This window comes from Paenibacillus sp. B2(2019) (assembly GCF_008370385.1).
In the GTDB taxonomy this organism is placed as follows: domain Bacteria; phylum Bacillota; class Bacilli; order Paenibacillales; family Paenibacillaceae; genus Paenibacillus_AQ.
Map to the genome: position 1 here is coordinate 67,801 of NZ_VTZR01000021.1, position 18,590 is coordinate 86,390.

General features: G+C 45.4%; 20 protein-coding genes. 10 read left to right on the forward strand and 10 right to left on the reverse strand.

Going from position 1 to position 18,590, the window contains the following annotated elements; all coding sequences use genetic code 11:
- The first annotated feature begins 171 nt into the window (after positions 1 to 171).
- Positions 172 to 360, forward strand: a complete 189-nt coding sequence (locus PAENI_RS19495; RefSeq protein ID WP_223178978.1) for a hypothetical protein — start codon at positions 172 to 174, stop codon at positions 358 to 360.
- 244 nt (positions 361 to 604) lie between these two features.
- On the opposite strand, the gene PAENI_RS19500 is transcribed toward PAENI_RS19495, so the two are convergent.
- On the reverse strand, positions 605 to 1,438 hold the full coding sequence (locus tag PAENI_RS19500; protein ID WP_076283846.1) for an AraC family transcriptional regulator: 834 nt from the start codon (positions 1,436 to 1,438) through the stop codon (positions 605 to 607).
- Positions 1,439 to 1,557: 119 nt separating this feature from the next.
- Here PAENI_RS19500 and PAENI_RS19505 point away from each other — a divergent pair, with 119 nt between their 5' ends.
- Positions 1,558 to 3,588 (forward strand): beta-galactosidase, encoded by a 2,031-nt coding sequence (locus tag PAENI_RS19505; protein ID WP_149646423.1) that lies wholly within the window; start codon positions 1,558 to 1,560, stop codon positions 3,586 to 3,588.
- A 75-nt stretch (positions 3,589 to 3,663) separates the two neighbouring features.
- Here PAENI_RS19505 and PAENI_RS19510 read toward each other — a convergent pair whose 3' ends face one another.
- Positions 3,664 to 4,275 carry a hypothetical protein gene (locus PAENI_RS19510; protein ID WP_149646424.1) on the reverse strand — a complete coding sequence of 204 codons (612 nt, stop codon included), beginning with the start codon at positions 4,273 to 4,275 and terminating at the stop codon, positions 3,664 to 3,666.
- Positions 4,276 to 4,628: 353 nt separating this feature from the next.
- Between PAENI_RS19510 and PAENI_RS19515 the strand changes: the two genes are divergently transcribed.
- Positions 4,629 to 5,186, forward strand: a complete 558-nt coding sequence (locus tag PAENI_RS19515; RefSeq protein WP_042185074.1) for an SLOG family protein — start codon at positions 4,629 to 4,631, stop codon at positions 5,184 to 5,186.
- A gap of 85 nt (positions 5,187 to 5,271) precedes the next feature.
- On the opposite strand, the gene PAENI_RS19520 is transcribed toward PAENI_RS19515, so the two are convergent.
- From PAENI_RS19520 to PAENI_RS19535, 4 genes are all read right to left on the reverse strand, one after another.
- A complete protein-coding gene (locus PAENI_RS19520) occupies positions 5,272 to 6,729 on the reverse strand; it encodes an amidase family protein (RefSeq protein WP_149646425.1) in 1,458 nt (485 codons plus the stop codon).
- Positions 6,730 to 6,995: 266 nt separating this feature from the next.
- On the reverse strand, positions 6,996 to 7,487 hold the full coding sequence (locus tag PAENI_RS19525) for a hypothetical protein (RefSeq protein ID WP_149646426.1): 492 nt from the start codon (positions 7,485 to 7,487) through the stop codon (positions 6,996 to 6,998).
- Positions 7,488 to 7,556: 69 nt separating this feature from the next.
- Positions 7,557 to 8,972 (reverse strand): HAMP domain-containing sensor histidine kinase, encoded by a 1,416-nt coding sequence (locus tag PAENI_RS19530; RefSeq protein WP_149646427.1) that lies wholly within the window; start codon positions 8,970 to 8,972, stop codon positions 7,557 to 7,559.
- Positions 8,960 to 9,640, reverse strand: coding sequence for a response regulator transcription factor (locus PAENI_RS19535; protein WP_042193322.1), 681 nt, complete (start codon positions 9,638 to 9,640; stop codon positions 8,960 to 8,962). The genes PAENI_RS19530 and PAENI_RS19535 overlap by 13 nt, the downstream gene beginning before the upstream one ends.
- 149 nt (positions 9,641 to 9,789) lie before the next feature.
- Here PAENI_RS19535 and PAENI_RS19540 point away from each other — a divergent pair, with 149 nt between their 5' ends.
- From PAENI_RS19540 to PAENI_RS19560, 5 genes are all read left to right on the forward strand, one after another.
- On the forward strand, positions 9,790 to 10,503 hold the full coding sequence (locus PAENI_RS19540; protein WP_149646428.1) for a YceI family protein: 714 nt from the start codon (positions 9,790 to 9,792) through the stop codon (positions 10,501 to 10,503).
- 167 nt (positions 10,504 to 10,670) lie between these two features.
- Entirely contained in the window at positions 10,671 to 11,066 is a 396-nt protein-coding gene (gene mutT / locus PAENI_RS19545; protein ID WP_149646429.1) for an 8-oxo-dGTP diphosphatase MutT, read from the forward strand.
- 37 nt (positions 11,067 to 11,103) lie between these two features.
- Positions 11,104 to 11,430: a nucleoside triphosphate pyrophosphohydrolase gene (locus PAENI_RS19550; protein ID WP_149646430.1), complete on the forward strand. Its 327-nt coding sequence runs from the start codon at positions 11,104 to 11,106 to the stop codon at positions 11,428 to 11,430.
- Between the two features lie 34 nt (positions 11,431 to 11,464).
- Positions 11,465 to 11,818, forward strand: a complete 354-nt coding sequence (locus PAENI_RS19555; RefSeq protein WP_076283856.1) for a DUF1648 domain-containing protein — start codon at positions 11,465 to 11,467, stop codon at positions 11,816 to 11,818.
- A 45-nt stretch (positions 11,819 to 11,863) separates the two neighbouring features.
- The gene (locus PAENI_RS19560) at positions 11,864 to 12,862 is read left to right on the forward strand and encodes a Gfo/Idh/MocA family protein (RefSeq protein ID WP_149646431.1); all 999 of its coding nucleotides are present in this window, start codon (positions 11,864 to 11,866) and stop codon (positions 12,860 to 12,862) included.
- Between the two features lie 87 nt (positions 12,863 to 12,949).
- Here PAENI_RS19560 and wrbA read toward each other — a convergent pair whose 3' ends face one another.
- Entirely contained in the window at positions 12,950 to 13,591 is a 642-nt protein-coding gene (gene wrbA, locus PAENI_RS19565) for an NAD(P)H:quinone oxidoreductase type IV (protein ID WP_076299112.1), read from the reverse strand.
- Positions 13,592 to 13,744: 153 nt separating this feature from the next.
- Here wrbA and PAENI_RS19570 point away from each other — a divergent pair, with 153 nt between their 5' ends.
- Positions 13,745 to 14,227, forward strand: a complete 483-nt coding sequence (locus tag PAENI_RS19570) for a GyrI-like domain-containing protein (protein ID WP_149646432.1) — start codon at positions 13,745 to 13,747, stop codon at positions 14,225 to 14,227.
- A gap of 691 nt (positions 14,228 to 14,918) precedes the next feature.
- Positions 14,919 to 15,473 (forward strand): pyridoxamine 5'-phosphate oxidase family protein, encoded by a 555-nt coding sequence (locus PAENI_RS19575; RefSeq protein WP_149646433.1) that lies wholly within the window; start codon positions 14,919 to 14,921, stop codon positions 15,471 to 15,473.
- Positions 15,474 to 15,569: 96 nt separating this feature from the next.
- Here PAENI_RS19575 and PAENI_RS19580 read toward each other — a convergent pair whose 3' ends face one another.
- The 3 genes from PAENI_RS19580 to PAENI_RS31910 form a co-directional block, all read right to left on the reverse strand.
- Positions 15,570 to 17,348, reverse strand: coding sequence for a hypothetical protein (locus tag PAENI_RS19580; RefSeq protein WP_149646434.1), 1,779 nt, complete (start codon positions 17,346 to 17,348; stop codon positions 15,570 to 15,572).
- A 112-nt stretch (positions 17,349 to 17,460) separates the two neighbouring features.
- On the reverse strand, positions 17,461 to 18,387 hold the full coding sequence (locus tag PAENI_RS19585) for a hypothetical protein (RefSeq protein ID WP_149646435.1): 927 nt from the start codon (positions 18,385 to 18,387) through the stop codon (positions 17,461 to 17,463).
- On the reverse strand, positions 18,380 to 18,532 hold the full coding sequence (locus PAENI_RS31910) for a hypothetical protein (RefSeq protein ID WP_179086680.1): 153 nt from the start codon (positions 18,530 to 18,532) through the stop codon (positions 18,380 to 18,382). Before PAENI_RS31910 ends, PAENI_RS19585 begins: the two co-directional genes overlap by 8 nt.
- Positions 18,533 to 18,590: the final 58 nt, after the last annotated feature.

An 18,590-nucleotide genomic window follows, 5' to 3' on the forward strand; every position in this document is an offset into this window, starting at 1 on the left:
GTGCAATAGAATTCCTTTTTGGGGGGGAATTTGAATCTGTTGCACTTTGTGCAATCAGATTAATGGAAAACGTCGATTTTGATGGGTTTCACCAGATTCTAATGCACGAAGTGCAATAGAATGCTCGAAATGAGATGAAAAGGCACATTCTATTGCATGAAGTGCAATTGAATGCACTCCTTGGGTCGGGAGAGCTGTCGAGGCAAGCCAGTTGGTATGGTGCGGAATGCTGCACTGGAGTGGAAGGCGAGTTGGTGTGGCGTGGAATGCTACGCAGGAGCAGAGGGCGAGTTTGTGTGGTGCGGAATAGCTGCACTTTCTACACTTATTTTGTGCTCTCGGGCTATGAAATGGATTTAGTTGTATTTAATGCAGCTATAATGCGAAGTATCGCGGTTCACAGCCAAATGCTGAGAATATAACTGCACAGAATACACTTATATGGATATTTTGTGCTGAACAGGCTGATTTAAGTGTACAAAATGCAGTTACTCTGACACACATGCCATACTAATGAGATCCACACAGCGATGAGCTCTGTCATAAGCAACCTTATGTAGCATTTCACTACGCAGGAGGCGATTAAGCTGTACACCTTAGAGTATTAGTGAAGTCGTCTAAACTGCTCCGGTGTAGTCCCCGACTGCTTGCGAAAGGTGGCAACATAATGGCTAACATCACGGAAGCCTACTCTCTGCGAGATGATTTTTACAGTAAGATCCGGCTGGCTTACGAGCATTTCTTTGCTTTTACGGATACGTAGTCGTACGAAATAGGCATAAGGAGATAGCCCAAAGGTTTGTATGAATAGATTGTTGAGATATCGCCCTGAGACGCCGAGCTGATCGGCTAGATCGTTAAGTCCGAGATCAGGATCACCATAATGGCTGTCCATCCATTTCAGAAGCGGCTGCAGCTTATCCACATTGCGGGATATCGTTGTGTTGTTATGCAGTTGCCCATATTTGCTTAAAGTAAGCAGAAAGCGATAAGCATCAGTGGAGGCAGTCAGACCAAACATGTCCTGTGAGGCATCATACTGATCAAGTATTTCTCTTAGCAGCTTGGAGAGAGGCGCCTCTTTTTCCCAGCGGTAAAAAGAATTCATATTCATCCCCAGCGTCTCCAAAATAGACCCTGCGGAGCTGCCTCCGAACGTTAAATAAGAGGTACTCCAGTTAGCAGCCGAAGCTTCATAGCGATGTGGAGTATAGGGGAGAAGTAATACACCACTGCCTGCGGGAAGGGAGAAGCTTTTATTCTCAAAATGAATCACCCCTTCACCAGACGCCGTTTGGAGCCAATGATAGGTTTCGTAGCCATCTAAGCGGGATACTTTTTCCTGTTGATGATTGTGACCGATACTGTCTAATGTGATAGGTAAATCCTGTCCACCCTCATGGGGGAACACAATTCTACGATGCACGATTCCCTTCAATGACTCCATCTCCTCTTAGTTCCATATTATTATATGCTGGGAAGATTATTTTATATTTATAGCGTCAGGTTAACCGATTACAATATATATATAATTATACTATAAAGGATGTGCGAAGTGTGATTAACGATAAATTACCTAAGATTTGGTACGGTGGAGATTACAATCCAGAGCAATGGGATGCGCCTGTATGGGCAGAGGATGAGCGTATGTTTAAGCTGGCAGGAATTGATGTTGCCACAATTAATGTGTTTTCCTGGGCGCTGATCCAACCTTCCGAAGACACTTATGATTTCTCATCACTAGATGAATTAATGGATAGACTATATAAAAATGGTACTTACGTATGTCTGGCAACAGGTACAGGAGCGCACCCAGCTTGGATGGCTCATCGTTATCCTGAAGTTACTCGTGTTGATGTGAAGGGCAGAAAACGCAAGTTCGGTGGACGTCATAACTCGAATCCAAACAGTCCGGTTTACCGCAAGTTTGCAGCGAAGCTGGCAGGAAAGCTGGCTGAACGTTATAAGGATCATCCGGCGCTTGTAGCTTGGCACGTTTCGAATGAGTTCAGTAACTATGATTATTCTGATTTATCTGAAGCGGCGTTCCGTGTCTGGTTGAAGGATCGTTATGGTTCTCTGGATGCATTAAACAAAGCGTGGAATACACGTTTTTGGGGACATACGTTTTATGATTGGGAAGAAATTGTACTGCCTAGTGAGCTGAGTGAAGAATGGGATGGAAACCGCACCAACTTCCAAGGCATTTCATTAGACTTCCGTAGATTTATGTCTCATAGCTTGCTGGAATGCTATAAAATTGAGAGCGATGCGATTAAGGAGCACAGTCCTAACGTACCTGTTACCACTAACTTGATGGGCTTTTATGATGAATTGGACTATTTTGAGTGGGCTAAACATATGGACGTCATTTCTTGGGACAACTATCCTTCACTGGATACACCGGTCAGCTTCACAGCCATGGCGCATGATCTCATGCGTGGATTGAAGAATGGACAACCTTTCATGCTGATGGAGCAAACGCCAAGCCAGCAGAACTGGCAGCCATATAACTCTTTGAAACGTCCAGGGGTTATGCGCTTGTGGAGTTATCAGGCTGTTGCGCGTGGTGCAGACACTGTTCTGTTCTTCCAACTGCGTCGTTCAATTGGTGCATGTGAGAAGTATCATGGAGCTGTTATTGAGCATGCCGGACATGAGCATACGCGTGTATTCCGTGAATGCGCTGAGCTAGGTAAAGAGCTGGGACAGCTTGGAGATCAGCTATTGGATGCGCGTAGTGCAGCTAAAGTAGGGATTATTTATGACTGGGAAAACCGCTGGGCTATCAACCTTTCAAGCGGACCATCCGTAGCTTTGGATTATGTGAATGAGATTCATAAATATTATGATGCACTCTACCAACAAAATATCGAAGCCGATATGATCGGTGTAGAAGAGAATCTGTTCAAATATGAGATTGTTATCGCACCTGTGATGTATATGGTTAAGCCGGGTTTTGCTGAGAAGGTTGAAGCTTTTGTAAAAGCAGGCGGTACATTCATTACGACTTATTTCAGCGGAATTGTTAATGAGAACGACCTCGTAACCGTAGGTGGCTACCCTGGGGAACTGCGCAACGTACTCGGGATCTGGGCTGAGGAAATTGATGCACTGCTGCCAGGGATGAGCAATGAGATTGTGATGGACAAAGCGTGGGGTAATTTGAGTGGTTCTTACAAATGTGATCTGCTCTGCGATCTGATTCATGCCGAAGGCGCTGAGGTTTTGGCAGAGTACGGATCTGATTTCTATAAAGGAATGCCAGCCTTGACTGTGAATAACTTTGGTGAAGGTAAAGCGTATTACGTGGCTACCAGCCCAGAAGCGGGATTCTTGAAAGGATTCTTAGCCAATCTGTGTGCCGACAAGAACATTCAGCCGCTAGTAACTGCACCGGAAGGTATCGAATCTGTGCAACGTGTGAAGGAAGGCGTATCCTACCTATTCTTGCTGAACCACACCACTGGTGATTTGAGTGCGGATATTGGTGCTACTGAGCGTACGGATCTTCTGACTGGCAATAAAGTTAGCGGTTCTGCAGTTGTGCCAGCTCGTGGAGTATTGATTTTGTCTGATAAGAACTAGTTCGTGTGTTTTATAAAAAGATCTCCGGGGAACCAGCTTGTCCCCTGAGATCTTTTTTTGTTACGCAGCATTTCATTAGCTGCTGCTGCTCGTGCTACCATCTGGAGCGGCTCCTCCGGGATTGCCATTACTTAGTGTAATGCTCTCCGCTACGGTGGAATCTGATTTAAGCGTATATTGGATAATATCATCAGCTTTCAGTTCTGCTAAGGTGATCGCATTTTCTTGACGCGTGCCATTAACGAAGGTAACCGCTACGATTTTAGTGTCCGCATCAATCGTAATGTCTGTGGTTTCTTCAGAGAAGGTTTGCTGCATGCCTCCTCCCTGTGGTCCACCGCCTTGCCCACCACCTTTTGGCATTTCCCCTTGTGGCATCCCGCCCTCCGGCGCAGTGCCATTTCCTGTACCTTGATCGCCATCAGGTCTTTCCGGTGGAGTACCGCCCTGACCGTTCTGCTCGCCACCTTCTCCAGCACCTTGTGGGGGTGTAGGCATCTCCGAGGTATAAATGGTAAACGTAGTATCGCTGACACTCTTAATCTTGCCGAAATTCATGGACATATTTGGTGCGCCATTCTGCTGATTTCCGTTATCTTGTGGCTGCTGTGCTGACGAACCTGTGTCTGCTTGGTCATTTGCAGCAGTTGTTCCTTCGGCCTCCGAATTCGCGCTGCAGCCAGCCAATAATAGAGAAGCGAGTAGGCCTCCAGATATTAGAATAGGGACGAACTTTCTCGTTTTTTATTCCTCCTTAGTAGGTTAAAGATAGATTAGGAGAAATATAACAAACAGTTCTGAAAGTTTGCTTAATTTCCGCTGAGAGTTTGCCTAAAGAAATGAAATATGCAAATGTTATATAATGAACAAATATGTGGAGCTTTATAGCCCAATAGGTTGCACTTTGTACAATAGATTCTCCTAAAATGAGGGGGGATAAGAATTCTATTGCACGAAGTACAATGGAATGATTTTATAGGAGCCAAAGGTAGCATTCTGTTGCACAATCTGCAATGAGACGACCAGGAAAGAGGCAGCACATGAAGACTTTACTAGTAACGGGGTATCGTGCGCACGAGCTCGGTATTTTTGACAATAAGCATCTAGGGATTCCTTATATCAAAAAGGCACTAGCTAACCGATTAAAACCTTTGATTGAAGAAGGCGTGGAATGGGTGATTACGCCCGGCCAGTATGGTGTGGATCTGTGGGCATGCGAAGTGGTAAGCGAACTTAAGCTGCAATATCCGGACTTAAAGCTTGGGATCATTACAGCGCATACTGGTCAGGAAGAGAAATGGAAAGAAGAAAAGCAGAACGAGTATCGGCGTATTATTGCGGGTGCGGATTTCTTCGGGGCGGTCAGTAATGCTCCTTATGACGGTAGCTGGCAGTTTCGGGCTAGAGACGATTTGTTGTTCCGCAAAAGTGACGGAATATTGCTCTTTTATGATGAGGATGCGGCGGAGGGGAGTCCGAAGTTTTTTAAAGAGCGGGCGCTGAAGCTGCATGCTGAAGGAGAGTATGAGTTGTTTCTAATTCACTCTGATGAAATTCAGAATATTGCCGATGAAGAGAATCAACGTGACTATGAGTAAGTATATGTAGATTTTGGAAAAGTAAAGGCCCGTAAACAGTGAATGAGACCATCACCGTTTACGGGCTTTTTGATATAAGAAGTGATCAGATAAAACTCTTTAGTGATGGTGCTTTTCGCACCTTGTAGTTTTGTTCATATGCATAGGCGAGCTTGATGAGTGTAGGCTCCTGATAAGCTTTCGCTGAGAAAGTTACACCGAAAGGGGCGCCGGCTGATGTATAACCGGAAGGCACAACGATGGACGGATATCCTGCTCTGGAGGTAATTCTGGCGCCGAAATCGGCGGGGAACAGCAGGGCATCCAGATTGTGCTCCTTCAGGGTGGCGTCGATGCCTTCTTCCTTACATAGTTTTAGATCAGTCGCACGGTGCAGCAAATACTTTGGTTCGGTTTGTGTGCCGGAAGAGGTATATTCCGCATCTATTAACGTAGCTTGACCATATCTCAAAGTCTCCACAGGATGTGCATGATTAAAATCAATAATATCCTTCAACGTTCGCATCGGTGCCCCAGGGCCCAAACGAGATAAATAAGCGTTCAAAGCTGTTTTGAATTCATTCAATACCACAGAAGAATAACTAATTTCCCGGGCGGTCTTAATATCCGCAGGATCAATGATGGTCGCCCCAAGCTCTCTCATTCTATCTACGGAAGCATCGAACAGTGCAAGTTGTTCATCTGTCAGCTCCTCGAAATAATAATCACGCGGGATACCTATTCGGGCGCCTTGCAAGCCATTCTCGTCTAGGAATACAGTGTAATCCTTGTGGTTTCTACCTATATTCGTTCCCATTGCTGCATCTTGAGTATCATTGCCGAGCATTGCGTTTAGCAGCAGAACGGCATCACGAACGGTTCTGGCCATAGGGCCAGCAGTATCTTGTGTATTGGATAGCGGAAGGATTCCCGAACGGCTGAGCAGTCCAACGGTTGGCTTAATGCCAATAATGGAGCCCAAGTTACCAGGGTTAAGGATCGATCCCGAGGTCTCTGTGCCAACAGAAACTGTACAAAAGTTACAAGCGACAGCTACCGCGGAACCAGCACTGGAGCCACCTGTTGGTGTAGATATATTGTAGGGGTTAAGGACTTGCCCGCCGCGGGAGCTGTATCCGGAGGGCATGCCGGTTGTCATAAAATTGGCGAATTCGGTCATATTGGCTTTACCCATAATGATTGCTCCGGCTTCACGCAGTTTGGTAACTATAAACGCATCTTCCCCGGCAAAAGAATTCGCCAAAGCCAGCGAGCCCGCGCTAGTATGCATTTTATCCCCTGTATTGATGTTATCCTTCAATAACACAGGTATGCCGTGCAGGGGTCCCCGGGAGCCGTTGATCGTACGTTCAACATCTAGAGATTCTGCGATAAATAATGCATCAGGATTGATCTCCAGCACAGAGTTAATCGTCAGGCCATTTTTGTCATGATCAGCTATGCGTTCATAATACATGAGAACTAGTTGTTTTGACGTAAGTTCTCCGGCTTCTAATGCAGCTTGGATCTCCGGTATAGTGGCTTCTACGATTTCAAAACTCATGTGCGTTCACGCTTCTTTCCCTTTAGGATATAGCTTCCCCTTCATCTAACCATAATTTGGGTTTTAGTGGTAGTATTCTTTTTATACTACAAATTATTGAATGATGGTCTCGGTAGTTAGAGGGTATATTAATGTTTTTTATTAGCGAAGTTTTGGGTAGAGCTTGCAAGCGCGCAACTGAAAAAAGGTGTCCAAATCGCCAAAACAAATGGCTGTTAGGACACCTCTTTTTATTTTTTTCTGATAGGAGTTATTATTACCCCTGCTTACTCCTGTGCTGTAAATCCCTCTTCTGCTAAATATTCTTTAGCTTCCTCAAGGGTCTCAAAGGCCATTTCTAGATTAAGGTCGGCATAGACATACCATAAATCATCTTCAAGTTTTAGAGTAAGTGTATGACCCTCATCATTAGTCCAGAGTGAGTCGGCGGCTGCCGCAGCCTTTTTCTTTCTTTTGCTGGCTACAGGGGCGTCTGGAATGTAAATAGAGAGTGAGGTGATGGAGGCATCCAACAGACTCCGCAGCTCGGATTCCGAGTAGTCGCGAATGTTCACAAAGCCCTTATCATCTGCCTCATAGCCCCGCAATAAGCCTGCGAACACATAACCATTCCCATTAGGATGCAGATGGTAGGCAACGGTTTTCTTATCATGCTGGCTTTCCTCGTAGTGATAGTTCACGCGCCCAAGGGATACGTTTTTACGTTCCAGTTGGGGGTAAGAGTCGAGAATCGCTAATTTTTGTTCAAAAGTAAGCATATACAGCCTCCGGTTTTCGGTGTGATTGTGCACATGATTATACCATGACGATGGCCCGCAGACTATTTTTTAGTGATCAAGCGGCAGAGACAGCACGAAGGTACAGCCTTCCTGGGAGTGCTTCTCAAGCACAAGGCTTCCGTTCATAGATTCGGCTAAAAGACGGCTGAAGGTGAGACCGAGTCCCAGACCCCGTAGTGTGCTCTGTTTGTCGCTACCTCGGAAAAAAGCCTCGAAGACATGCTCACTATGATTTGATGAGATGCCCAGCCCATTATCCTGAACACGAATCTCCGCCATGCCATGACCTTGCTGTTCAAGCAGCTCTACTGTAAGCTGTACCATTCGGTCTGGGGCTTTGGCTTGTACACTGTTATTAAGTAAATTGACGATGATTTGTTGGATACGTAGCGGGTCCCCACACAAAAATAAGGGAGTTCTTGGCATATGGAGCATAGGCTCTGCAACTTCATCCGCTTGTGTCAGCTTCCATTGATACACGATTTCAGATAACAGTGGCACGGCATCCAGTCGATCGTGACGGACAGAGACGATTCCTGCAGTCAGTGCGTTGTAATCCAGAAGATCGGCAACCATCCGTTGCAATCGTCCAGCTTCCTGCAAAGCAATATCTAGAAATTCCACAGCTTCATCGTCTTCGACAACCCCTTCACGAACGGCATGGATTAGGCCTTTAATAGAGGTTACTGGTGTCTTTAGTTCATGGGATACACCGGCTAACATAACCGCACGGGACTGCTCAAATTGTTGTAACTTGCCTGCCATCTCTTCAAAAGACAACATCAGTTCATGGATTTCTCGTTCTTTGGCGTCCTTATCCAGAACGATATCATAACGGCCATGACTGATTTGAGCGGCTGCTTTGGCTACTTTCTGGATCGGTTTTGCCAGTTTACGAGACAAGAGGTAAATGGTTAGCCAACTTAATATGATTAGAAATAGCAACAGAATGGAGAAAAAAATGATCTCCTCCTGCGGGATATGCCTCAGCGATTTCTTGGATTGAAGGACAATCACCTGTCCCAGCGTTTCCCCATCCGATTTTATGGACGCTACTGCAGCTTTGAACTCCGGACTGCGAGAGTCGTTAAGGCTATCATTAAGTTTATGCCTCATCTCATCTTCAGTTAGTGGTGGCATAGAGAACAGCATCTGATCTTGCTGATCCGTAATGATTACACACATTTCTACGGTTAACTTGAAGAATCGTTTTCGGTCTTCAATGAGCATTCCAAGATTTTGGCTGATCTCTATTGAACCCTCACGATTTACGCTCCGGTCGGCAATCTCCTGTGCTAATAATCCAGTAGTCTGCATCCGGTTACTCATAGCTTCTTGTTGGATCCACCAGAACGTCGTTAGTGCAGTTAACAGGAGGCCAACACTAATGATGAGCAGGTAACGAATCGTCCAATAGGAGAGAATCGAAGTACGTTTGGGGCTGCTTTTCTTTAGGTTGTCCATAATTGATATCCTGTCCCTCTCAGGGTACGGATTTCCCCCTCATCTACTGGCCAATGCGACAGCGCTTGGCGAAGTCTTTTGATAGACAAGTCCACGGCTCGGTCACTTCCTTCGTAATCCATCTCCCAGACATGTTCTATTAATTGCTCGCGAGTACATATTTGATTAGGTCTTTCAGCCAGAAATAACATGACCGACATATCACGTGGACTAAGACTCAGCTCAACCCCGTTTAAAAAGACAGCTCGTGCAGTAAAGTCGATAAACAAACTGCCATAATGCCGTTTGCGGCTGCCATCGGACCACTGCGAAGGACGGCGTAACACAGCATTCACGCGTGCCACCACTTCCTCAGGAATAAAGGGCTTAGACATATAATCATCCGCACCACCGTCGAGACCGGCTAGTCGGTCATTGATCCCGTCCCTTGCGGTGAGCATGATCACGGGACAGCTGCTTTTTTCACGGATCAGCTTTAGCAGTTCAAAGCCGTCCATGTTTGGCAGCATGATGTCGAGTAATACTAATGAGGGAGGTGTTATAGCAAAAGACTCCAGCGCAGCACGTCCGTCGGCTACACGGGTGACATGGAAGCCTGCTTTTTTCAGATAGGCACTGAGGACCCTGGAGATAGCTTCCTCATCTTCAACAATTAGAATGGATCTCATCATGTGGTGGTCCTCCAATCTATAAAATTACGACAAGTTTAACACATCATAGCTCGCTCTGCTCTGACTTCTTCCCGACTTATTGCTTTGTTAGAATGAGGGACGAGCTTGAAAATATACAGAATATTTTGAATATTGGAGGGAACAGGATGAAGAGAAAAAGAATAGCCTTGATCGCGGCCGGAGTCATTATCGTAGGAGTAGTCACAGGTTATACATTGCTGGATAAATCGCTGGGCAATAATGTACAGATCGAGTCCGTGATTCCAGGGCAAGCCACAACAGCCGGTAATGGAGAAAGCACGACTAACACTGGAGCACCAGCAGGAGCGTCGGTCACAGCCGATCAATTAAACGGTGATTGGACGGTTACGGATGCTTCTAAAGTATATTGGTCAGTAACCACCTCTAAAGAAACAGTAAACTTCGTGGATAACAAAGTTCAAGGTACCTGGAAAGTTAATATAGAAGATTCTACTTCGATGGTTGGAGAAGGGTCAGTAGATATGAGCGCTCTGGACTCTGGCAATGGTCAAAGAGATGAGCATGTAAAAGGGGAAGACTTTCTAGCCGTTACGGAATTTCCACAATCTACGTTTGTCGTTAAATCATTCTCGGAGCTGCCAACGGAATGGACCGAAGGAGCAACTGTGCCGGTTGAAATGCAAGGAACGCTTACAGTGAAGGGTGTGGAAAAGGATGTTACCTTCCAGTCTCAAGCAGCGTACAGTGGTGGACAGCTGATGCTGTCGGGTACGACAACAGTGGCCTTTTCTGACTTTGGTTTAAGCAATCCGCATACCGTTGTGCTGGATACGGAGAACAATCTTGAGGTTCGATTAGAGCTTGTGTTGAAGAAATAGAGCAGCCTTTCCTTAAGGAAGATGTTGCTGTGAATTTATAGAGAAACTGTACGGAAGAGACTTTCCCGGGCCTAATAGCTTTTGGGAGAGTCTCTTTGGTTTGGAATGAAATGTATGTTTTAATAGAAGTATCTGTCTAATAAATAGCAATAAAGGAGGTGTTCCTTGTGATCCAGGTGGCGGCAGCGATTATACATAATGAAGAAGGACAGATTCTTATTGCTCGGCGCAGGCAAGGTAAATCTCAGGCAGGTCTGTGGGAATTTCCTGGTGGCAAAATAGAGCAGGATGAAAGCATTGCAGATTGTCTGCAAAGAGAGCTTCAGGAGGAGATGGGGATAACAATCCTTCCCTATGAAAGCTTTGGCGTGAACGAGCACAACTATGGAAGTGTCGAGATCAGACTGTTTGCTTGGAAAGCCCGATATCTGGGAGGTGTAATTGAACTTGTCGATCACGATGAATATAGGTGGGTGTTTCCAACTGCACTCGGTCAGTTCACTTTTGCTCCTGCAGATATTCCTTTTGTAGTACGGCTAATGGTGGGGTCAGATCAAGTGTGAAGGCAGTCCGAACATCAAGTAGAAAGGAAGAACTTAAGTGCCCGTATATGAAAAGCTAGTGCGTGACGGAATTCCCAATCTGATAGCTTCTCAAGGTAAAGACTTTAAAACAAGAATATTAGAGTCCAAAGAATACATAACTGAACTACGTAAAAAATTGATAGAAGAGTCGGAGGAGTATTTTCGGGCAGTGAGTAATGATGAAGCTCTAGAGGAGCTTGCCGACATGCTGGAAGTAATTCATGCGCTGGCGGAGACCCATGGAAGTAATGGCGCAGAGCTGGAGGAGCTTCGTGCGGAGAAAGCTGAACGTCGTGGTGGATTTAAGGAACGGATATTTTTGATTGAAGTGGAAGGAGAATAACTAGAGATTATTGTTCCGTATAAGGAGGTTATTAATGTTGTCCAAAACCAAACTGATGATGATCTTAAGCGGTGTGGTAGCCTTAATTCCTGTAGCTATTTATTTATTCCTATATTCCAAAATGCCTGATAGGGTCCCGATCCATTACGATGGGAACATGGCTGATAGATTTGTAAGTAAGTCTAGTCTGGAGGTTATTTTGCAAAGCGGGCTTGGATGTTTGGGATTTATAATCATGAAATTCCTGCAGTTCCTTTTGCAAAAAGCGTTTATTCAGAGTTCTAACGAGCATTCAGCGGCTTTGAGCAGGATCTGGAATATTGCTATTTTGGTGGTGACGGTGGTGTTTGCTGGCATCAGTTCCTATACATTTATTAGAATGGTCTGATAGAATTAAAGGAGACTTAGCAGAAGGATTAGGAGGAACATGCATATGAAAATGGATAACGCTTACAAGGTAAGATGGGGAATTCTCAGTACAGGCTGGATTGCCCATCAGTTTGTTACTGATTTAGCTCACGCCAGCAATGGCGTGGCATATGCCGTGGGTTCGCGTTCACAGGAAAGTGCAGATAAATTCGCGAGGGATCATGGAGTACCACATGCTTATGCTACTTATGAGGAATTGGTAAATGACCCGAATGTAGACGCGGTATATATTGGAACGCCACATCCTTTTCACAAAGAAAATGCATTATTGGCGCTACGTGCAGGCAAAGCTGTCCTATGTGAGAAGCCTTTTACCGTGAATAGCGGAGAACTAGAAGAAGTAGTGGCCTACGCTAGAGATCATAAGCTATTCCTGATGGAGGCCATGTGGAGTCGTTACATCCCGGCGATTGTGAAGGTTAGAGAATGGATCGCCGAGGGTAGAATCGGTGAAGTTCGCTTGGTGAAGGCAGACTTAGGATTTCGCACCGACTGGAATCCGGAAAGCAGATTGCTGAATCCGAAGCTGGGTGGAGGCGCGCTGCTGGATGTTGGAATTTATCCGGTTTCTTTTGCCTCGATGGTGTTTGGACCTCATCCTGAATCTATCTCCAGTACGGTGCATATTGGTGAGACTGGAGTGGACGAGCATTTCTCCCTGCTGCTGAATTATGGCAATGGAAAAACCGCTTCGTTGAACGGTGGTATTCGTCTTAATACGCTGGAGGAAGCGCATGTGTTTGGAACAGAGGGCCGTATAATTGTTGAAGGGACGTTAGTGAACCCGAAATCTGCTTCGCTTTATATAGGGGATGAGAAGGTAGAGAGCTTTGTGGATGATCGAGCTTCTATCGGATATTGTTTTGAAGCGGAGGAAGTAGGGCGTTGTCTACAAGCGGGACTTACAGAGAGTCCGGTGATGTCACTGGATGAGTCGTTAGCGATTCTGCAACTGCTGGATCAAGTACGTGCGCAGTGGGGTCTTAAGTATCCTGGAGAATAATTTATTGAAATAATAATACCCCTCGGTTTATATGCTACGTAGGTAGCTTCGAGGGGTGTTTTGCTGTATCGAACGATAGACGGAAGTCTAGTTCTGACTATTGGCGTTTTTACTTTTGCCTGCTTGGACCCATCCAGCCACTTCAACAGTACGCTTCGCTTGATGAAAAACAGCATCACGGATCCGATCCTGCTCTTCGATCATTTTACCGTCTCCATCTACACTGACACTTGTTCCGTAAGGGTTACCTCCCGCACCGAATGTGACGGGGTCAGTATAACCAGGTGCAGCGACAATCGCTCCCCAGTGATACATCGATGTGTAGAGTGCCAAAATCGTAGCTTCCTGTCCGCCATGTGGATTCTGTGCTGAGCTCATGGCGCTGACGACTTTGTTTACCGTTAGTCCTTTGCCCCAAATCCCTCCGGTTGTATCAATGAACTGCTTCATTTGAGAAGCAATGTTACCGTAACGGGTTGGAGAACTGAAAATAATCGCATCGGCCTCCACAATATCATCAGGTGTTGCAACAGGGATATCTTTTGTCTTCTCAGCCAGGGCCTTCATCGCCGGATTTGCCGCAATTTTGTCCTCGGGAACCAGTTCCTGCACCTTCAGCAGTTTTACCTCAGCTCCTGCTTTCTCGGCGCTTTCCGCGGCCCACTGTGCTAGCTGGTAGTTAGTTCCTGTGGCACTGTAGTAGATGACGGCTAATTTGATTTTTGACATGCTGTAGTCATTCCCTTCGAGTGTAGTTCCATACTATTAATTACCCCATTGATGCTTTTATAACCCAAATCGATAATTCTGCTCTAACTGGACAGACAGATGTCCACTTCCTTTGTGTATACTGAACTCAATTACAGGAAATGAGGGAGAATAATGAATACTTATTTTGTACAAAAACCGAAAATGACATTGGCTGGGGTTAGCATACGTACGACAAATGAAGTAGAAATGGGTCCCGATGGGGGCTTATCGCGGCTGTGGGAAACGTATTTCCAAAGTAATATTGCGGGGCAGATGGATACGGTTAAACCTGAGTATATCTATGCCTTGTATACAGATTATGAGAGTGATGCGTCAGGAGCTTATACCGTTGTGATTGGGCATGAAGTCGCTGGGGAGAGTCATTTGGCGGATAGCGGCCTCGTGAGAGCGGCTGTTCCGGAGAGCAAGTATATGGTTTTTACGACGAAAAAAGGTCCGGTATTTGAAGTAGTATCGCAAGCATGGGGGGAGATTTGGACGTATTTTAAGGGCTCTACAGAGGTAAGAACTTACACGGGCGATTTTGAAATTTATGATTCGCGGAATTTTGATCCTGCTAACACGCAGGTTGAGATTTATATTGCGATTGAATAGATCGGGTGATAGATATTTTAGCTAAAAGAAATGTTTCGTGGGGATATGGGGGCTGCCGAGAGGCAGTTCCTTTTTTCGCGGATGAGCTGAATCCCTTGGGTGAGGGTGAAGGGTTACTCAACGATTAAAACGAATATATATCAATAGAAGGAATGAGTAAATACGCTTCATATTTAAATGCGGATGTGTTGTTAACCAGTAAATGGTAAAAATTTCGTACCATTCGCTGTGTTAGGCCGAAGTGGTGCAACAGAACGGTAAAAATCTCCCACATTAGCTGCGTCTAGCCGAAGTAGCAATCTTCAAGGGCAGAAATGCCCTACATTTACCCTAAAGAGCCCAAAAAGCAAGAAAGAGGAGTAAAAATAGCCTACATTTGCCGCAAAGAGCCCGAAAAGCAAAAAAGAGGGGTAAAAGTACCCTACATTTACCGCAAAGAGCCCAAACAGCAAGAAAGAGGAGTAAAAATACCCTACATTTACCCTAATGATGCTCCAAACCGTTTGGAAGGAGATGGAGCAAGTGGAGTGTAATTGAAATAACTTGTTGAGTGAGTGAAGTGGATGAGCTTTGATGGAGTTGAACTAAGGAAGTGTAGTTGAAGTAGCTGGTTGAGTTAATATGTTCGATGGAGCATGACAGTCCCACCAAACAAATCACACACAAACCAAAATGAAACGGAGAACACCAAATGGGAAAACAATTCACGGCTATATTACCTGCACATCAGGAGTTTATTCTTCGGCAGCATCTTTTATTCGTAGGGTCAGCGCCGCTTTCTGAAGAGGGGCATGTTAATCTTTCGCCTAAGGGGCATGATTGCTTGCGGATTTTGTCTCCTAATCAAGTGGCTTATCTCGATATGACCGGTAGTGGTAATGAGACGAGCGCACATCTGCTGGAAAATGGAAGAGTGACGGTTATGTTTTGTGCGTTTGAAGGACCGCCGAACATTCTGAGACTGTATGGAACAGGGACAGTAATCCTGCCTGGTTCATTTGAATGGGAAGCACTGTACCCTATTTTTACACCTCTGCCTGGAGCTAGACAGATCATTTTAATTGATGTTCATAAGGTACAGACTTCCTGCGGATTTTCGGTCCCATTCATGAGTTATGATGGTGAGCGAGATACGTTACAACGTTGGTCTATCCAAAAGGGCGAAGCAGGTCTGAAAGAATATAGACAAGAGAAGAACACCACAAGTATAGACGGGCTACCAACACCCCTTGGACAAAAAAACTAAGCGGACATGGTGATCCTAGGTTCATGTATATATAAAGTTTCTCATTCGTCACGATGAGCGATCTCACAATTCGACTAATCAGTTATCTCATATATTCTACTGTCCAAAACTCATACTACCCACGGATTCCACCACAAACACAGGCACATATTGCTCTCCCGTGTCCGTTCCAACAAGCTGATAACCGTTCTGATATTGACCACTAACTAACGCGTTACCTGTAACGGAACCCAAGTCTCCTTGAAGCAAAATATAAACCCCATTCGAGTAAGCCAGCATATTACCGAAGTTATCTGCCACGATTTCACAGTGAAAAGATACCTTTTCAAAAGGATGAAGCGCTACATCGGAAGCTGAAATTACTGCATACTCCTGAACAATCTCAGCAAATTGATAGCTGCCATCTGCTTTACGATAACGTGCCGTCTGTCCAACGACACCGTCTCCGAGATCCGCGTTAGATACGAGTAAGGAATTATCGGACTGCAGTTCGTAGCTATCTCCAGACACTGAAAACAACTGCGAAATACCATCCGATTTCATTTCATATGCTGTAAAAAGGGTACGTCCACCTTCGACCTCAGATTCAGCCAGAACCACGGGGGCACCAGAACCTGAAGAGGCAGCAAGCTGGTCATTAAAAGTTAGACTGCGCAGACTCTCGAATTTTGGTAAACTATTTCCAGTTAAAGTAATGACACTTTCGTCGCTATTCATTGCTGCATAATAGAGAACACCATTGCTATCCGTTCCAGCCACAATGACCTTTTTATCGTGTAGTCCCTTGCTGGAGATGACGTTCCCATATCTGCCTTGCTCTTCACCGCCCGGGAGGAGGCGCACAGGCTCGGCAATATTCCAAGCCAATCTTGTAGCGGCAATGATTGAAGAAGTATCTTCTAGCGGAGCAAGATCACTGTATAGCTGAATAGCTTCAGCATATTGACCTTTACTGGTCATACGCTTGGCATTTTTAAGTAGTTTAGCTTTACTAGTATCTACTAAGGTTAGTACTTTGGATGAGGTGATCCCTGCCGATCCTGCAAAATTACGATAAGCAACAGCATGCCCAGCAAAGGCGGTGATGTTATCGCTCTCTAGATCTTTGTTCAGGATGATCTTTCCGCTACTTTCTGCCTGCCCAAGTACCCATGGCGCTTCGTAACTATGCTGGCTGTAAGCATTCATCATGGAGAGGGTGCTCTCCAGCATGCTTGTAAAGTTTCCTGTGCCTGCTAAGGCTTTTAGTTTAGCTGTATCATGACTTTTGAACTTGGAGGCTAGCAACTCCTCCTTGGATGCAGCGCTTCCATAATAAGCATCGGGAATCTGCAACAGATTCCATTTAAAAGTGTCTTCTTCACTCTTGTTTCCATCTTGGCTCTGAGCAAGTTCGGTAAGAAACTGCTCCTTAAATTCTCGGAAGTAGGTTGTGAACTGGTCAGAAATGCCTGAATCGGTCGATAACTGGCGATAATAGGATTCATAAGGACCACCGGGCTTCATATATGTAGCTTTTAAGCTGAGGAGAGTATCATAACTTTTCATAAATCCGGTGAAATCATTAGTCGCAGCTTGTGCTTTAGCGGAAGATACCAAGGCCTTCAAACCTTGGCGGATGGCCGTGATTGGTGTCAGCTCATCAAGTCGCTTCGCAACCTTTTCTTCCATATAAAGAATGGAATGGTTTGCCGCCGCTAGGCGATACTGATTCTCTGCACTTATCAGATCGCCAGCAGCATAGAGACGCTCGGCTTCCTTGGTTATTTGTATTTTGTCGGCGATGAGAAAAACCTTCTGTCCAAGCATCACAAACATGCTTATACACAAAATGATCATAAAGTTTCGCAGGGTTATTAATTGTTTGAACGTCATATAGAGTAGCCTCTTTTTTCAAAATATAAGAAAGCATAGTTTCAGATCATTCTTTATTCATATATTTCACCGAGAAACAATTATGCCGTTTCTTCTTGAAATATAAGAATGTCTATTGAACTTCCGGGTCCCAGCGGTATTTGGCTTCACGAATGTCCGCTACTCTTTGGTCCAAGCCGTTCCATGGTTCATGGGGATTCGCAGCAATGAGTTTGGATAACCGCATAAAGCGGTCTTTAGGCAGATCTTGCACGTATCGGCCGATCATACTGGAGTAGAGCAGGGCATAACGCTTCATTCTTACTGCAGCTCCGGCAACTCCCGTAAGGATGGTCATACCATTATTCATATGACGAATTTCTACTTCATAGTTCTTTACGTATCGTAGTGTACGATCTTTGATCAGATCAGGACGGACCTTAGCGATCTCACCGATATATTCGGCTAGTAGCGGCTCGAAATCCTTAAGAAGAAGCTGCTCCAGTTCTAAATCCATATCCTTGCGAAGCAAAAATCCATGCAGCAAGGCGATACGCTGCCGTGCGATCCGGTCACCACGAAGCAGGATGGAGAGTTCGCGTAGCTTCTCGTAGGCAAGCACATCATCCTCACGGAGTACGGAGACAGCCTCCTGACGGTTGATCTCCAGTCCCTCTTTGATGATGCCAATCCCTCGGCCAAGCAGCTCGTTAAGAGAACGAAGATTCTCGTTCTGCCGTGCTTTTCGCTGCGTATAGTACAATAGTCCAGCGAGGAGAATCCCTCCGGCACCACATAACATCATCTGCTCTATGCTATTCCCAAAATAGACGGAGGCTAGTGTAAGCAGTAAGATGAATAGGAGGCGCGTATGCATTTTTCTTCCTGCAATGGATGCAGCTTGCTTTTCTACCGTAATAAGTGAGTCTTTGCCGCATTTGGTGCATCGATCTTCACCGAGAGCAGTGTATTGTCCGCAGTGGCGACAAATACGAAGCTTGTCATAAGCGTAACGAGGAGCCTTGAAAGGGCGAAAGGTAACAGGTCTTTTCTTATTCACGGCCTTTATCGCCTCCGTTCAAAGCGGCCAGTAGGCGGTCGTTAATATCATCTCGAGTTAGTGGTTTACGTTGGCGTGCAGCATAGATGGAAATCTGAATTACGACAATTAGGAACGTAATCCCAAGAATGACGTATGAAATCATGGAACAGTCCTTTCTCATAGACGCCTCGCAGTCTGGATGGCTCATAGAATGATAACTC

What these genes read in the sequence shown, in the direction of transcription:
- PAENI_RS19495 (WP_223178978.1), top strand. Translation starts at nt 172, where the DNA reads ATGCACTCCTTGGGTCGGGAGAGCTGTCGAGGCAAGCCAGTTGGTATG.
- PAENI_RS19515 (WP_042185074.1), top strand. Translation starts at nt 4,629, where the DNA reads ATGAAGACTTTACTAGTAACGGGGTATCGTGCGCACGAGCTCGGTATT.
- PAENI_RS19520 (WP_149646425.1), bottom strand. Translation starts at nt 6,729, where the DNA reads ATGAGTTTTGAAATCGTAGAAGCCACTATACCGGAGATCCAAGCTGCA.
- PAENI_RS19525 (WP_149646426.1), bottom strand. Translation starts at nt 7,487, where the DNA reads ATGCTTACTTTTGAACAAAAATTAGCGATTCTCGACTCTTACCCCCAA.
- PAENI_RS19530 (WP_149646427.1), bottom strand. Translation starts at nt 8,972, where the DNA reads ATGGACAACCTAAAGAAAAGCAGCCCCAAACGTACTTCGATTCTCTCC.
- PAENI_RS19535 (WP_042193322.1), bottom strand. Translation starts at nt 9,640, where the DNA reads ATGAGATCCATTCTAATTGTTGAAGATGAGGAAGCTATCTCCAGGGTC.
- PAENI_RS19540 (WP_149646428.1), top strand. Translation starts at nt 9,790, where the DNA reads ATGAAGAGAAAAAGAATAGCCTTGATCGCGGCCGGAGTCATTATCGTA.
- PAENI_RS19555 (WP_076283856.1), top strand. Translation starts at nt 11,465, where the DNA reads ATGTTGTCCAAAACCAAACTGATGATGATCTTAAGCGGTGTGGTAGCC.
- PAENI_RS19560 (WP_149646431.1), top strand. Translation starts at nt 11,864, where the DNA reads ATGAAAATGGATAACGCTTACAAGGTAAGATGGGGAATTCTCAGTACA.
- wrbA (WP_076299112.1), bottom strand. Translation starts at nt 13,591, where the DNA reads ATGTCAAAAATCAAATTAGCCGTCATCTACTACAGTGCCACAGGAACT.
- PAENI_RS19570 (WP_149646432.1), top strand. Translation starts at nt 13,745, where the DNA reads ATGAATACTTATTTTGTACAAAAACCGAAAATGACATTGGCTGGGGTT.
- PAENI_RS19575 (WP_149646433.1), top strand. Translation starts at nt 14,919, where the DNA reads ATGGGAAAACAATTCACGGCTATATTACCTGCACATCAGGAGTTTATT.
- PAENI_RS19580 (WP_149646434.1), bottom strand. Translation starts at nt 17,348, where the DNA reads ATGACGTTCAAACAATTAATAACCCTGCGAAACTTTATGATCATTTTG.
- PAENI_RS31910 (WP_179086680.1), bottom strand. Translation starts at nt 18,532, where the DNA reads ATGATTTCATACGTCATTCTTGGGATTACGTTCCTAATTGTCGTAATT.